This window comes from Parabacteroides caeci (assembly GCF_023656795.1).
Taxonomy (GTDB): domain Bacteria; phylum Bacteroidota; class Bacteroidia; order Bacteroidales; family Tannerellaceae; genus Parabacteroides; species Parabacteroides segnis.
Genome location: NZ_JAMOKT010000015.1, coordinates 108,461 through 124,955, shown reverse-complemented (window position 1 = coordinate 124,955; position 16,495 = coordinate 108,461). Strand labels below are relative to the sequence as shown.

Below are 16,495 nucleotides of genomic sequence, written 5' to 3'. Positions count from 1 at the left end.
GAATTATTACTCTAATATATTGATTTTCAAGGAGAATATAAAATAAAACAATGAGATAATTAACTGAATTATAAATTTTTAAAACCTGAATCAGAAGCTGTTTTCAACTCCTGATTCGCATTAATAACTATAAGTAATATTGCTGATAGCTGTCGACAATAACTTACATAACTATATAAAATTGATAACATCTTGTGGGTTAGTCTTGTAGGTAGTGTAAGTATAATTTGCAAATGTAATATTGTTTTTGGTTATTCCCTGCTATTTTATTTGATGAATTTATAAATAAAATGAATGGGGTAATGCAGTATATTTCGTAGTTGTCGGTTTATTTAGTAAGCATTGCCTGATTACTTGTGTTTATCTGATAACAAAACGATAGTTAATATCTTGTAAAAATCAGTACCTTGTGATACAAGGTATTTTATATAAATATATATTTGTTGCGTCAGAGGGTAAAAAAGTTCCTTAAATGTGTAACATTTTTTACAAAGTGTACGTCTAATAAAGAAATGTAATGACAAATATGATGATTCAGCTGAAAGGAATTAACAAAACGTATTTCAACGGTGCTCCGCTGCATGTCTTGAAAGGCATAGACCTGGAGATCGAAAAAGGTGAGATGGTTTCCATTATGGGAGCCTCCGGTTCGGGGAAATCGACGCTGTTGAACATACTGGGGATATTGGATACTTACGATACTGGTACCTATCATTTAAACGGACAATTGATTCAGAACCTCAGCGAAAGCCGTGCAGCTGAACTTCGTAACCAGATGATCGGTTTCATTTTCCAGTCATTTAATCTGATCTCTTTCAAGAATGCGGTGGAGAATGTCGCCTTGCCACTCTATTATCAGGGTATAAACCGTAAGAAACGAAATGCGATGGCGATGGAATATCTGGATATGGTCGGTCTGAGAGACTGGGCGGAGCATATGCCTAACGAAATGTCGGGCGGGCAGAAACAGCGTGTAGCCATTGCCCGTGCCCTGATCGCTAAACCGCAGGTGATTCTGGCTGATGAGCCGACCGGTGCACTCGACAGTGTTACTACGGTCGAAGTAATGGAACTTCTGCGTAATGTAAATAAAGAAGGTATGACTATGATTATCGTGACCCACGAGCAATCCGTAGCCAATGCGACCGAAAAGATCATCCGTGTAAAGGATGGCCTGATAGAAAACATCGAAAAAGGAGAGGGATATGTTCGACTTTGATAATTTCCGGGAAATATGGAGTACGATCAAGAAGAATAAACTTCGTACCTTCCTCACCGGCTTTTCCGTGTCGTGGGGAATCTTTATGCTGATCGTCTTGCTGGGAGCGGGCAACGGGATGAAGAATGGTATCATGCATAACTTCGACCGTTGGACGGGAAACCGTGTGGAGACATGGCCCCGCTATGCCAGCAAACCTTATAAAGGGATGCAGACGAATCGTCGTGTCGAGTATAAAGATGACGATTTGGTGTTGCTGAAACAACAGAATCCGGAAGTGGATCTGGTTTCGGGCGTTCTCTATCAAAGTGATACGCTTTCGTATGGCGAAGAATATAATACGTATTCCTTGCAAGGTGTTCATCCGGATAAGGCCACTATCGACAAGATAAAGATGCTGGTAGGCAACGGACGCTTTATTAACGAGGTGGATATTTTGCAGAAAAGAAAGGTGATCGTGATAAGTCCCCGTATGAAGGAAGTGCTTTTCCGTAGCGAAGATCCGCTGGGCAAATATTTGAATGCCAGCAATATCGCTTACCAGGTAGTTGGGGTTTATACGGATGAGGACAACAATAATAATGCACCTGCCTATATTCCGTTTTCTACGGCACAACAACTTTACCGCTCGGGATATGGAACGGATAATATTATATTCTCTCTGAATGGCGTCAGTACGAAGGAAGAATATGAGGCTTTTGAGAAACGTTTCCGAGAGCAAATGGGTAAACGTCACCGTTTTGACCCGGAGGATTTGCGGGCGATAGGTATGTGGAGCACTATTGAAGATTTTGCAATGTTTAATGGGATGATGAATGGTATTTCCTTGTTTATCTGGGTAATCGGTATCGGAACGCTGGCGGCTGGGATCGTTGGGGTGAGCAATATTATGTTGATTACCGTGCGCGAAAGAACCCGTGAGTTTGGTATCCGTAAGGCTATCGGTGCCACTCCTTTCTCTATCTTGAAACTGATCATTGTGGAATCGATCCTGATAACGGCTGTTTTCGGATATTTCGGTATGATCACCGGAGTGGGATTGACGGAAGCTATTAATATGGTGATGGAAAGTAGTAATATGGGAAAGGCCTCTTCAAATGACGATATGAGTATCTTCATGAATCCGACGGTGAGTCTGAGTATAGCTTTGTCGGCAACGGCCCTGATTATTATAGCTGGCGTGCTGGCTGGTTATTTTCCGGCTCGTAAGGCCGTGAAGATAACGGCTATCGAAGCCATGAGAAACGAATAAAATACAGATAGATATGTTCGATATAGACCGTTGGGTAGAAATATGGGTGACGATCACCCGCAATAAGACCAGAAGTATGCTGACCGGTTTCGGGGTGTTCTGGGGAATCCTGATGCTCGTTATCCTGCTGGGTTCAGGGACGGGATTCCAGAATGGTGTATTGAAGAATGTGGACGGCTTTGCCACAAACTCTGCTTTCTTTTTTTCCGAACGCACCGGGGAGGCTTATAAAGGATATAAGAAAGGACGCTACTGGCAGATGCGTAACCGCGATTTGGAGACCATCCGCCAGCGTGTGAAAGGGGTCCGTTATTTGTCGCCGATGGCGATGTCGTGGGGTGGACAGAATAATGTAGTGAGAGGACAGAAGGCCGGTACATATAATGTACGCGGGGTCCATTCGGAATATTTTCAGATAGAAACGCAGCATGTGCTGGAAGGACGTTTGCTGAACGAGATAGATGTACTGGAAAAACGTAAAGTATGTGTGATCGGTAGTATTGTCCGTGAGGTGTTGTTTACACCAGGTGAAGATCCGATCGGAGAGTATATCCGTGTGAATGGAATTTATTATCAGGTAGTCGGAGTTGTAAAACCCAAACCTCGTGTGCAGATCGGCGGACGTACGGAAGAAAGTATCATGACTCCTTTTACCACTTTGCAGCAGGTAGCAAACCAGGGAGATAAATTCTGGTTCCTGTGCGCTACGGCTGACGACGGTTATCCTTGTGACAAGCTGGTGGAAGAGATTACGGCGGTGTTGAAATCGCAGAATGAGATTTCGCCGACCGATCCGCAGGCTGTCAGTAGCTTTACGATCGCGAAGCAGTTTGAAACATTCGATATGCTTTTTACGGGTATCAATATTCTTGTATGGCTGGTCGGCATGGGAACATTGCTCGCCGGGATTATCGGGGTCAGTAATATTATGATGGTGACAGTAAAGGAGCGTACCCGTGAGATCGGCGTGCGGCGTGCTATCGGAGCCAAACCGTTCGATATAATTTCACAGATCATGAGTGAGAGTCTTTTGCTGACAGCGTTAGCCGGATTGATGGGATTGAGTTGCGGAGTATTCCTGCTCGATGTAGTGAACCGGATGATGGATAGCGGAGGTGGGCCGTCTAATGACACTTTCTTCAGTAATCCGGAGATACATATCGGAGCTGCTGTTGCCGCAACCGTTGTTTTACTTATCAGCGGGCTTATGGCTGGATTGATTCCGGCCTGGCGAGCCATGCAGATTAAGGCTATTGATGCTATCAGAGAAGAATAAAGAGAATAGAATATTAGGAATTGAAAATTGAAAATAAAGATAATTATGAAGAATCGTATCGTTAAGAAAATCCTGCGAATCATCTTTTTAGTATTGGTGGGAGCCGCCGTGGTCGGCACTTTCTACTTCTTGTGGAAAAAAGCACAACCTGTCATCACCATGTATGAAGTGGTAACTCCCAAACGCGACTCAGTAGAGACGAAGACTGTGGCGACAGGAAAGGTGGAACCGCGTGATGAGGTACTTATCAAACCGCAGATGTCCGGTATCATCTCCGAATTGTTGAAGGAGGCCGGTCAGATGGTGAAGGAAGGTGAGATCATTGCAAAGATCAAGGTAATCCCTGAAATGGTTCAGCTGAACAGTGCTGAATCGCGTGTCCGTGTGGCTGGTATCAATCTGGAACAAATCACGGCAACCTACAAACGTGATGAAGAACTGTATAAACAAGGAGTTGTTGCCAAGGAAGATTATGAGACCTCTTTGTCTAATTATAAGAAAGCACAGGAAGAAGCAGAAAATGCACAGGATGCATTGGAGATTATCCGTGAAGGTATTTCACGCAGGTCTACTTCCACCAGTACGACACAGGTTCGTTCTACCATTACCGGTATGATTCTGGATGTTCCTATTAAAGTTGGTAATTCGGTGATCCAGTCGAATACGTTTAACGACGGTACGACAATTGCTTCCGTAGCCGATATGAACAATATGATCTTCAGGGGAAAAGTGGATGAAACAGAAGTAGGACGTATCCATGAAGGTATGCCTATCAAACTGACAGTCGGTGCTTTGGATAGCCGTACGTTTGATGCCACCCTGGAATATGTAGCTCCGAAAGGAGTGGAAGAAAACGGTGCCGTCCTGTTTGAGATCAAAGCGGCCGTTCAGATGCCGGAAGATGCCTTTATTCGTGCCGGTTATAGTGCCAATGCTGAGATCGTGCTGAAACGTGCGACCGATGTCCTGACCGTTCCTGAAAGTTGTGTTGAATTCAGCGGAGACTCTACCTTCGTACAGATTGTAAAACAGGAAAAGCCGGAACAGTTATTTGAGAAACGTGCTGTTACGGTCGGTTTGTCTGACGGTATCAAGATCGAAGTGAAAGAAGGTTTGGCAGAAGGTGACAAGATCCGTGGTGGTATTGTAGCTGCTAATAAGTAATAGAAATAAAAACGAATAAGCGATGAAACAAATCATATCATCCGTAGCGCTGGCCTCATTCCTTTTTTGTCTGCCCGCTGGGGCACAGGAAGCGGCAAAGCAATGGTCGTTGGAGGAATGTATCCGGTATGCTATCGAAAACAATATAGATCTGAAACAAAAGGAACTGGAACAGAAAAGCCGCGAAGTGGACTTACACACAAGTAAATATAGTTGGTTGCCCAGTGTGAATGCCAGTGTGGGGGAAAACTTTGGTTTCGGCCGCTCCGAATCGAAAGATGGTTTGATCGTAGACCGTAATTCGGCCAATACGACAGCCGGTATTCAATTGAGCATGCCTATCTTTGACGGTTTGAAAATACCGAATGATATTGCTGCACGCAAGCTGGACCTGAAAGCATCTATCGAGACTTTGAATAAGGCAAAGGAGGACTTGTCTATCAATGTGGCTTCTTACTATTTGCAAGTTCTTTATAATAAGGAAATGTTGAAGATAGCCCAATTGCAGGTAGACCTGAGCTCTGAGCAGGTGACAAAAACCGAGGCACTCTATAATGCCGGTAAAATCCCAGTTTCCCAGTTATACGATATGAAAGCTCAATTGGCAAAAGATGAAGTAACATTGACAGAATCGCAGAACAATGTGAAACTGGCTTTACTGGATCTGACACAAAGTCTGGAACTGGAACGGGCCGGTGAAAACTTCGATGTGCTGGAACCGGAAAACGGTGATGCCATTGAACGTTACATGGGTAGTATCATTCCTCCTGACCAGGTATATGATCATGCCGTGACATTCAAACCGCAGATCAAGGAACAGCAGTATCTGCTGGAGAGCCAGAAGAAAGCGCTCCGTATAGCCCAGGCGGGATATTATCCGAAACTGAATTTAAGTGCTGGTTACAGTACCGGTTACTATCATAATTTCGGTGACGGCGATTATAATAACGCTCCGTTCAGTGATCAGTTGAAGAATAACGGGCAGAAATCAATCGGTTTAAGTCTGAGTATTCCGATCTTCAATCGTTTCCAGGTACGTAACAGCGTCCGTACCGCCCGTCTCTCCATAACTAACCGTGAGTTAATGATGGAGAACAGCAAAAAATCACTTTATAAGGAGATCCAACAGGCTTATTATAATGCGACGGCAGCACAGGAGAAATACATCTCTTCCGATAAGTCAGTTGATGCCAGCAAGATCGCTTTCTCATATGCTGAAGAACGGTATGGTGCAGGAAAAAGTACTGTATTTGAGTATAGCGAAGCGAAGACGAAGTATGCGCAGAGTCTGGCCGAACAGACACAGGCAAAGTACAACTTTATCTTCCGCACCAAGATCCTTGACTTCTATAATGGAACACCAATCACTTTATAATAATATTGCAATAAGATTAAATCCTATTTTTTTAACATAATTGATTAGACACACCAAGGAGGAGGGAAGTTTCCGTGAGGAAACTTCCTTCCGTTTTTGTAAATACACATCAATGTGAGTGAATAAATATTATATTTGTCGCAGAAAAGGGATATGAAACCTCTAAAAATACATAGTTCATGAAGAACTATGTCCCTTTTCAATTTTTAATATCTATAAGAATCAACACGTTCGCGTTTCATTAGAAAATTTAAACATTATCTTCATATTACATGTTTCTCTGATTTTAAAAGGAATAGTACAATATCTATTCCATAGTTCTTCATGAACTAATATAGATGAAAAAGCGACAAGGAGATGTATTATGAATATAAGCCGTATAAATGAAGATATAATAGAACAAATCAGAAAAGGTTCGGAAAAGGCTTTTTCTGAATTGTTCAGTACCTATTATAGCTACTTGAATGCAGTCGCTTTATGTTACCTGATCGATAAAGAGGCAGGTGCAGAAATTGTAGATGATGTTTTTATTAATATCTGGAACAAGCGAGATACCTTATCGTATCCAATTCATTATTATTTAGTACGTTCTGTTCAGAATGGTTGTCTCAATTACATCCGGGCACAAAGGGTTCAGCAAAATGTATTGGATGAACATAAGGAACAAATGTTGGCTTTTCAGGAAAATTATATCCAATCGACTCCGGTTCCATTACAGTATGTAGAAATGCGTCAGACGGAAGAAGAAGTACGCTTGGCAGTAAATCAGTTACCATCAAAATGTAAGGCAGTATTTGAAGAGTATTTTTATGCAGGTAAATCAGTTGATGTAATTGCCGATAATATGGGTTTGACCGTTAGTACAGTACGAGTTCAGTTAAAGAATGCGACTGATCGTTTGAAGCAAACTCTTAAACATCTGCTTCTTTTCTTTATCTGTTGAAATCTGTTTACTCCAGCCTTTTTTATTCCACTTTCCGGAAAAGGATCTTTCATACACTATTGTAGAGTATCGAATTAAATAATATATTTGCATATGTAGTTGATCGGTTAAGTTGTTCAAATTAAAAACAGATGGGAAAATCTCTTAAAGATATTGCAGAAGCTCTTAATGTCTCAAAAACAACAGTTTCATGGGTGTTGTCAGGACGTGGTGATGAACAAAAGATAAGTTCGGCTACTCAGAAAAAAATAATAGATTATGCTAAACAGGTAAAATATAGACCAAATTATCTTGCTAAAAGTCTTAGTTCAGGTAAAACGAAAACAATTGGATTGGTTGTTCCCTTCATAGGAGATACTTTTTATGCCCAAGTAGCTATGGAGGTTGAACTTGTGGCAGAACAACTGGGATATACCGTTACTTTTTGCAGTTCCGAATCTAATCCGGTAAGAGAAAATAATATAATCCAAATGTTACGATCGAAGAATATTGATGGATTAATCATTGCTCCTACTAATTATGCCAAAGGTGAATTGGAGAATTTAATACAAGAAAAATATCCGTTTGTTTTAATTGACCGTTTCTTTCCGGAATTGAATACTAATTATATTATTATAGACAATATCGGGTGTAGTTATAATCTGGTTAATAAACTGATAAATGAAGGCCGTAAAAAAATAGCCATTATAACTACGGCATCGGCCCTTTTTACCATGAGTTTAAGATATGAAGGATATAAGACCGCTTTGATCGAACATGATTGTTTTATTTCTCCTCACTTATATGGAGAGGTATCACGCAATGAGTATGAGTTAGATATCATTCGTGTATTGGATACTATTTTTGATGCGGTCCCGGATGTCGATGGATTCTATTTCACTACGCATTATTTAGGAATGGAAGGGCTACGCTATTTTTATAAACGGAATATAGATGTCAGTAAAATAGGTTTGGCTTGCTTGCATAGTACTCCGAGTTTTGAACTTTTGGCTCCTAATATGCATATAGCGTATCTTCCTATAAAAGAGATTGGTCGTGAGTCTGTACGTGTATTAATAGAAAAATTAGAAACTACCGATAATGAAGACGAAAAGGTAAAACTGGTTTTGCCTGTATGTGATTAAAAACATATCAATCGTAAGATAGTATAAGAAAATCGGAATAAATGTCATTGTTTATCTCTGATAAGACACATATGTTTGCAAAATAATATTTTTTCCTTAATTTACTTAACCGGTAAAGTTGATTAAGAGAGAAACATAATACCATGAAATATGAAAAGGCAATTTATTCTTTCAGTATGGATTTTCATACTATCATTAAGCTCATTAAAAGCTCAGATTGCGGCTATAGATGTAGACAAAGGAACTGAAAAGGTTGAAGTTGAAGACATAATCATTGTTTTCAAAATGCATTTTGATATTGGTTATACTGACTGGAGTGAATCTATTTTACAGAAATACACAACCTCTATGATGGATGAAACATTACGTTCAGTAGAGGAAACGGGTAAATTACCTAAGGAAGACCAATTTGTTTGGACTCTTCCTGGCTGGCCAATGAAATATATTATGGAAAATACCTCTGAGGTTTATAAATCCGGAATAGAAAAAGCATTAAAAGATGGACGTTTTAAAGTGCATGCACTTCCATTCACATTTGAGACTGAATCGAGTGATCTTGAAACATTGGTGCGTGGAATGTCCTATTCTTCGCAGATAAATAGAAAATATGACCAACCGTTGGTACGTGGAGCTAAACTTACCGATGTCCCTAGCCATTCCTGGATACTTCCTACATTATTGACACAGGCTGGTGTGAAGATTTTGCATATTGGTTGTAATCCCGGGTCCGTATCACCGGATATACCAACCCTATTTTGGTGGGAGGGACCGGATGGTTCGAGGTTACTCACTTTTAACTGGGCGGAATATTACGGTTCCGGTGTACTTCCTCCGGCAACCTGGAAATATAAGACATGGTTAGCAATGATACATACGCATGAAAATACGGGTGCTCCGACACCGGAAGATGTTGCTGCTGTATTGAAAGAAGCTCGTGAAAAAGCACCTAATGCCCGGATACGTATCGGTCAGCTGGAAGATTTTTATGATGCCCTGATGAAAGAAAACCCATCATTGCCTGTAGTAAAGGGGGATATGCCGGATACCTGGATTCATGGATATATGTCGATGCCTAAAGAAGTAAAAATCAATAAGGCTATGCAGCGTGTCATTTATAATACGGAAACGTTGAATTCCTTACTCAAACAGTGGAACATAACTCCCGAACCGGTTGAACCTTATGTTGAAAAGGCTATTGAACAATCTTTATTGTTTGATGAACATACTTTTGGGTTGGCAATGAGTCATGGACACCAGGGTTTTTGGAAATATGGGGACGATTTTACAGTCAGCAGGGCGCAAGGGCTGTATGATTTTATAGAAACATCCTGGAATGAAAAAGGAAGTAGGGTGTACCGCGCTGAACAATATATTATTCCTTCTTTACGAAAGGATTTGAAGAAACTAGCTCAGAATGTAGCCGTTAAAGGGCGTAAAGTTGTTGTCTATAACCCGCTTCCCTGGAAACGTTCGGGTTTGGTCAGTTTCCATATGGGAGTTTATAAAAAAAATTTCCAGGTTTATGGTTTGAAGGATGAATTGACAGGTAAGATTTTGCCGGTATATAACGACTACAATCACCTGTCTTTTCATGCAGAAGATATTCCATCCCTGGGGTATAAGACTTATACGTTGGTAACATCTCCTATATCTGAAGATTCCCGAAGTTCCCGTATTGATGAAGTAGAAGCTGTGTTGGAAAACAACTATTTCAAAATAGAAATAAATAAGGAAAACGGTGCATTACTTTCTGTTTGGGATAAACAACAACAGAAAGAAATGGTCGATGGGAAGAATGAATATGGATTCGGAGAGTATATCCACGAGAAATTTGGTCAAGAGGAAATCAACCGTTATAATGCGAATTATGTGAAGCCCGGACATCATGGCTGGGCTGATCAGGAGATGGGGCGGCCGGAAAATCCTGACCTGAAATATGAAATGATAAAGGGCAGATTAAATAAAATCAAATATTTGCAGACCTCCCATTCAGTTAGTGCTACCGCATTCTGTCAGACAGGTGCTGGCGATGACTATACATTAACCTATACATTAGAAGATAACTCCCCTTATCTGGAAATTTGTTGGGGGATACGGAATAAACCGGCTGAATCCCAACCCGAAGGTGGTTGGCTTGCTTTTCCGTTTAATTTGTCGAATCCTTCATTCCGGTTAGGGAGAACCGGCGGTGTTGTTAATCCGGTCACTGATTTTGTAAAGAACACCAATCATGATTATTTCTTCCTGAATACCGGTATGGCTATTATTGATAATCAAGGGAAAGGATTTGGTCTAAATACACCGAATGCCCCGGCTGTCAGTCTGGACCGTCCCGGTCTGTTCCGTTTCTCCGGAGAGTTTATTCCCCAACGACCTAATGTTTTTGTCAATCTGTTTAATAATCAGTGGGGAACTAATTTTACAGAATGGATAGAAGGAGGTTTTTCTGCCAAAGTATATCTATGGTCGATCGATAAATACAGTAATGAGACTTCTCTTATTACACCGACAGAAGAAACGCGTGTTCCTCTGATGGCAACATATACAGAGGATGATGGAGGTGAACTTCCGTTCTTTTCCGAGGGGATTACATTGTCGGAAAAAGGAATTTTAGTTACTGCTTTCGGACCGAATACAGATGGTGAGGGAGACCTGTTGAGACTTTGGGAACAAGCTGGTAAAAAAGGCAAATGTACTGTTACATTATCCGGAAAATCATATCGGTCTGCTCAATTCTGTAATCTGCGCGGTGAACCGTTGGGAGATTCGTTTCCAATAAAGAATAATGAACTGTCCGTCGAGATGCATGCCTATCAGCCTGTATCGATCATATTAAAAAGGTAATAAGGAATGTAATTAAATAAAAAAAATATGAATACGTTTGAGCCTGACTACAGAAATATTCTAAAGGTATTGTATAATCAGAAACCTGATTATTTGCCTTTATATGAGCATAATATCGATGCCCCTTTTGTTTCTAAATGTATAGGGGAAGAATTGTCGTTAAATGGCCGTAAAAGTCGCTCTGATCTGGATGAGTATTTTAGTAAATATATTTCTTTCTGGAAAGAAAATACCTATGATGCATTCAGTTATGAAGCTGCGATTTGCGAAATCCTTCCCGGTCATGGGGCTATATTAGGGGGGATGCTTGGTCCTATTCAGACCCGCGATGATTTTGACAGATATCCGTTTGACGATATTCCCCGTATTTTCTGGGAAACATACAGACCTCGGTTGGAGTCTATCCGGAGAGTAATGCCCGCCGGGATGAAAGCCTATGGAGGTTGTGGATACGGTATTTTTGAAACAGCTCAGGATCTGGTGGGGTATGAAAGCCTGTGTGTCATGCAGTATCTCGACCCGGAACTTTTTGCCGACATTTTCCGGAAAATCGGTGAACTCTACGAAACATTGTGGACTAAGATGTTGGAGGAGTACGACGATCTTTTTGTCTTCTATCGCATGGGAGATGATTTGGGGCATCGTATGGCAACAATGCTCGAACCGGATACGATCCGTCAGTTTATTTTACCGCTGCATAAGAAAGTGATCGATATCGTACATAATAAGAATAAGAAGTTCTTACTGCATTGTTGTGGGAATATCAAAGAGATCATGCCTGATATTCTTCAGAACGGGATAGATGCCAAACATTCGAATGAAGACCAGATATGCCTTTTTGATGAATGGATTGACAACTATTCGGATAAAATCGGCCTGTTCGGAGGATTCGATATGAACTATCTGATCCTGAATCCGTATGACCAGGTCTTTAACAAAGTTCTGGAGGAAGGTACACGGTTCCGTAAAAAAGCGAACGGATACGGTCTGGGCTCCGGAAATTCAATACCTGATTACATGCAGATAGAGGGATTTTATGCAATGGTAGATGCCGTAAAAGAGATAAGAAGAAGGGAACAATTAACTAAATAAATAGAATAGTATGGAAAACACATTAGAAAGAATAGCACTTTGTGTCGAAGTGGGTAAGATCAATGCAAAAACTCCTTATCCTCCGGCAATGAAAGGGGAAGACGGAGCTGATGAATTGACATTGAAGGCTTTGGAGCAGGGGTATTCCCCCAATGACATTTTAACAAAGGGATTGATCGTTGGTATGAACAATATCGGTGTGAAGTTCAAAGAAAATAAAGTGTTTGTGCCTCAGGTTCTGATGAGTGCAAAAGCTATGAGCGGTGGCATGCAACATCTGAAAAGATATTTTAATGACGGTTCGGTCAAACGTAAAGGTAAATTGATTATCGGTACGGTAAAAGGAGATTTACATGATATTGGTAAGAATCTGGTATGTATGATGGTGGAAGGAAATGGCTATGAGATTATCGACTTGGGGGTAGATGTTACGGAAGAAAAGTTTGTGGACGCTGTCAGAGAAAATCCGGATGCTTTTGTTGGAATGTCTGCTTTGTTGACAACCACAATGGTCAATATGGAGTCGATCAATACAGCTATAAAGACAGAGTTTCCTCAAGTGAAAACATTTATAGGCGGAGCACCGGTGAGCAGTGAGTTTGCCAAGAAGATCGGTGCAGACTATTATACAGAAGAGCCTCAGCGGTTAGTAGAGATTTTAAACCAGTTAACATCTAATTGATATGACATCAAGAGAACGTTTTTTGACAGCATTATCGGGTGGTGTACCCGACAGAATTCCTATTATGGAACATCTTTTCAGTTTGAAACTTATGCAGGAGCTGTTGGGATATACAACGGTTTTGTATGATGGTAAAACACAGGCAAAGCTGGCTACCAAGCTGGGTATCGATGGTATCTGGACGCCGATTAACGGTTTCTGTGGTATCGAAGAGACTCCTCATGAACCGAATGAGATATACAAAGATGAATGGGGCGTTACCTATCAGAAAAACGGCTGGCCGATCATCGCACAAATCGATACGCCTGTAAAATGCCGTGAAGATTGGGAAGCGTATACTTTACCTCCGGTCGATACGCCTTATCGCCTCAAAATTTTCAAAGATGTGAAGGCGGCTAATACGGAAGACCTGGCAGTCGTGTTGGGTACTTTGGGACCGTTCACCATGTTATCCTGGTATATCATGGATTTCGAGACATTGGCTATTACCATGTATACGGATCCGGAAATGGTACATGAAATAAATGAAGCAGTGTTGGAATGGACATTGGGGGCTATCCGCCTGGCTGTAAAGGATGGGGGAGTCGATTGTGTACAAATATCTGATGACTGGGGTGGTACGAATGCTTTGTTGATTTCTCCGGATGACTTCCGTACTTTCTTCATCCCTTATTTCAGGCGTTTGGTTGCCGGTATCAAAGAATTAGGAGTGCCGGTTATTATGCACAACGATGGAAGAATCTGGGATGTCCTCGACGATCTGGTAGATTGCGGTATCGATGGACTTCACCCTGTAGAACGGGCAGCCGGTATGGATCTGAAAAAAGTAAAAGAAAGATATAAAGGAAAGTTGACCCCTATCGGTAATGTCAATAACAAAGTGACGATGGCTTCCTCCGATCCGGATGCTGTTCGTAAAGAAGTACTGGAGTGTATCAGGGAAGCTGCTGTCAATGGAGGATATATGATTGCGACAGATCATAGTATTCACGATCTGATCCCTACGGAAAACGTGCGATGTCTGATAGATACAATCAATAAGTATGGAAAATATCCTATTGACTTGACTTTCTGATGAAAATAATAATTTTAGTCGATAAGAATGGAGAGTTTAATTTAAATAAAGTATTTTTGATGTCGATCAATTATTAAAAACAAAGGGGGATTATGATACGGTTTGTATGGGTATTTGTTGTGTTGCTGTGTGGTTCTGTTATTTGTCAGGCTCAGAAATATAAAGATCCGGCAGTACCAGTGGAAGAGCGGGTAGAAGATCTGTTATCACGGATGACGCTGGATGAGAAAATTGCCCAGATGGGAATGATTCGTCTGGATGAAGCTGGAAAGAAGGGATTAAACGGGATTGGAGCTTGTGAAAGCCCTTTCATTAAAGCAGCCGACATTGCCGGAATATCGGCTGTTTCGAAACGTTTTTTCCGTGACAGCACCCGTTTGGGAATACCACCGATACAGATCGCAGAATGTTTGCATGGTTTTCTGTCTCATGGTTCGACCGTTTTTCCCCAGGCTATAGCCCAGGGAAGTACCTGGAATCCGGAACTGATAAAGGAAATGGCTTCGGTTATAGCTCTGGAAGCCAGTAGTGCAGGTGTTGATCAGGCTTTATCCCCTTTGTTTGATATTATACGTGACCCTCGTTATGGGCGGGTAGAAGAGTGTTACGGAGAGGATTATTATTTGGTCGGTGAGATTGGTTCCGCTTTCGTTCGTGGAATGCAAGGTGAACCGGAACAGACCAGCAAGAGAATAGGTACAGGCAAGTTGATCTGTACAGCCAAACATTTTGCCGGGTACTCTGCTCCGGTGGCGGGTATAAATCTGGGACCGACCTCTATCGGTGAGCGGGAGTTACGTTCTTCCCACTTGCCGGCTTTCCGTAAAGCTATAACGGAAGCGAATATTTATTCGGTTATGCCTTCTTATAATGAAGTGGACGGTATAGCGGCTCATGAAAGTAAGTTCTTGTTACAACAGGTTTTGAGAGATGAGTGGAATTTTCAGGGATATGTCTTTTCCGATTATGGAGCGATGGATATGCTCCGTTATTTTCATCGGACATCGGCGGACAGAAAAGAGGTTGCCCGGAAAGCAATCACGGCCGGCGTTGATTTAGAAGCACCCTCTCTGGAATGTTATGCTTCTCTGGCGGAATTGGTTGAGGATGGTACAATCCCTGTTTCGATGATTGATACCTGTGTAAAACGCATATTACGTGTTAAATTTAAAGCAGGATTATTCGAAAAACCTTATGCTTCCCCGGAAATATCCCGGCAGGTCGTAGGAAAGGCAAGCCATAAACAGTTGGCTCAACGAATAGCCGAAGAATTTGTTATTCTGCTGAAAAATGAATCGTCTCTTCTTCCGTTAAACCGTTCGTCATTAAAATCTGTAGCCGTAATAGGCCCGAATGCCGATCAGGTTCAGTATGGCGATTACAGTTATACCAAAGGAAATCTGTCCGGTGTGACTGTATTACAGGGAATTAAAGAGTTTGTGGGAAAAGGTACGACGGTACGATATGCAAAAGGATGTTCTATCTCCGGTGAAGGTAAGGATGGTTTTGGAGAAGCACTGGATGCTGCAAATAAGTCTGATCTCATCGTTTTTGTAATGGGCGAAACCAGTTCTACCTTGTCCGGCATCGGTTGGGGAGACGAATCGACTAATAAAGCAGACGATCCGAATACTTGTGGGGAAGGCTTCGATGTAACAGATTTAAATCCGTATGGAGTACAACGAGAGTTATTGCAGGAAATATATAAAACCGGCAAACCGGTCGTTCTGGTTCTGGTACATGGACGTCCCTGGTCGATAACCTGGGAGAAAACTCATATCCCGGCAATACTTGAAGCCTGGTATCCGGGAGAAAAAGGCGGAACAGCGATTGCCCGGATATTATTTGGAGAAGTAAACCCGTCCGGACGCTTGTCTGTCAGCATCCCTCAGAGCGTAGGTCACGTTCCGGTCTTTTACAACCATAAGCCATCCGGCAGAGGTTTTTACCATTCACCGGGTACAAAAGAAAAGCCTGGACGCGACTATGTCTTTTCTTCTCCGGATCCGTTGTTCCCGTTTGGTTACGGTTTGTCTTATACTACATTTGAATATTCGGGTTTACAAGTTTCTAAAAAGAGATTTGGCCCGGATGATAAGATACAGGTTTCTTTGGACGTAACTAATACCGGAAAGAGAGCCGGCAAAGAAGTTGTCCAGTTATATGTTCGGGACTTGATAAGTTCCGTATCCATCCCTGTAAAACAATTGATAGGCTTCACGAAAGAAGAGTTGGTTCCCGGAGAAACAAAGCGGGTGACCTTTCAGGTTTCTCCCGATGAACTGGGACTATGGAATGAAAATATGCAATATGTGACCGAACCTGGCGAATTTGAACTGATGGTAGGCCGTTCTGCGGAAGATATCCTGCTAAAAGAAAAAATAGAATATATAGAATAACATATTTGAAACCTGAGTTCAAGATAGGACAAGCCGTACAAATATTTGTA

At 41.6% G+C, this 16,495-nt stretch carries 12 protein-coding genes; all 12 read left to right on the top strand.

What is annotated here, in order from left to right; genetic code table 11:
• Positions 1 to 529 precede the first annotated feature (529 nt).
• Positions 530 to 1,219, top strand: coding sequence for an ABC transporter ATP-binding protein (locus NBH15_RS10160; protein WP_186959124.1), 690 nt, complete (start codon positions 530 to 532; stop codon positions 1,217 to 1,219).
• The gene (locus NBH15_RS10155; RefSeq protein WP_128134818.1) at positions 1,206 to 2,471 is read left to right on the top strand and encodes an ABC transporter permease; all 1,266 of its coding nucleotides are present in this window, start codon (positions 1,206 to 1,208) and stop codon (positions 2,469 to 2,471) included. The genes NBH15_RS10160 and NBH15_RS10155 overlap by 14 nt, the downstream gene beginning before the upstream one ends.
• Before the next feature lie 13 nt (positions 2,472 to 2,484).
• Positions 2,485 to 3,747 (top strand): ABC transporter permease, encoded by a 1,263-nt coding sequence (locus NBH15_RS10150; protein ID WP_128134819.1) that lies wholly within the window; start codon positions 2,485 to 2,487, stop codon positions 3,745 to 3,747.
• Between the two features lie 45 nt (positions 3,748 to 3,792).
• The gene (locus tag NBH15_RS10145; RefSeq protein ID WP_128134820.1) at positions 3,793 to 4,911 is read left to right on the top strand and encodes an efflux RND transporter periplasmic adaptor subunit; all 1,119 of its coding nucleotides are present in this window, start codon (positions 3,793 to 3,795) and stop codon (positions 4,909 to 4,911) included.
• Between the two features lie 22 nt (positions 4,912 to 4,933).
• Positions 4,934 to 6,286 (top strand): TolC family protein, encoded by a 1,353-nt coding sequence (locus NBH15_RS10140; protein ID WP_244050773.1) that lies wholly within the window; start codon positions 4,934 to 4,936, stop codon positions 6,284 to 6,286.
• 364 nt (positions 6,287 to 6,650) lie between these two features.
• A complete protein-coding gene (locus NBH15_RS10135) occupies positions 6,651 to 7,229 on the top strand; it encodes an RNA polymerase sigma-70 factor (RefSeq protein ID WP_128134822.1) in 579 nt (192 codons plus the stop codon).
• A gap of 131 nt (positions 7,230 to 7,360) precedes the next feature.
• The gene (locus NBH15_RS10130) at positions 7,361 to 8,353 is read left to right on the top strand and encodes a LacI family DNA-binding transcriptional regulator (protein ID WP_250822595.1); all 993 of its coding nucleotides are present in this window, start codon (positions 7,361 to 7,363) and stop codon (positions 8,351 to 8,353) included.
• Between the two features lie 150 nt (positions 8,354 to 8,503).
• On the top strand, positions 8,504 to 11,197 hold the full coding sequence (locus NBH15_RS10125; protein ID WP_250822594.1) for a glycoside hydrolase family 38 N-terminal domain-containing protein: 2,694 nt from the start codon (positions 8,504 to 8,506) through the stop codon (positions 11,195 to 11,197).
• A gap of 27 nt (positions 11,198 to 11,224) precedes the next feature.
• Positions 11,225 to 12,289: a uroporphyrinogen decarboxylase family protein gene (locus NBH15_RS10120; RefSeq protein WP_046145329.1), complete on the top strand. Its 1,065-nt coding sequence runs from the start codon at positions 11,225 to 11,227 to the stop codon at positions 12,287 to 12,289.
• A gap of 10 nt (positions 12,290 to 12,299) precedes the next feature.
• Positions 12,300 to 12,971: a cobalamin B12-binding domain-containing protein gene (locus NBH15_RS10115; protein ID WP_244050775.1), complete on the top strand. Its 672-nt coding sequence runs from the start codon at positions 12,300 to 12,302 to the stop codon at positions 12,969 to 12,971.
• A 1-nt stretch (position 12,972) separates the two neighbouring features.
• A complete protein-coding gene (locus NBH15_RS10110; protein ID WP_250822593.1) occupies positions 12,973 to 14,046 on the top strand; it encodes a uroporphyrinogen decarboxylase family protein in 1,074 nt (357 codons plus the stop codon).
• 92 nt (positions 14,047 to 14,138) lie between these two features.
• Complete coding sequence (locus NBH15_RS10105) at positions 14,139 to 16,445, top strand: glycoside hydrolase family 3 N-terminal domain-containing protein (RefSeq protein ID WP_250822592.1); 2,307 nt, start codon at positions 14,139 to 14,141, stop codon at positions 16,443 to 16,445.
• The last annotated feature ends 50 nt before the right edge of the window (positions 16,446 to 16,495 follow it).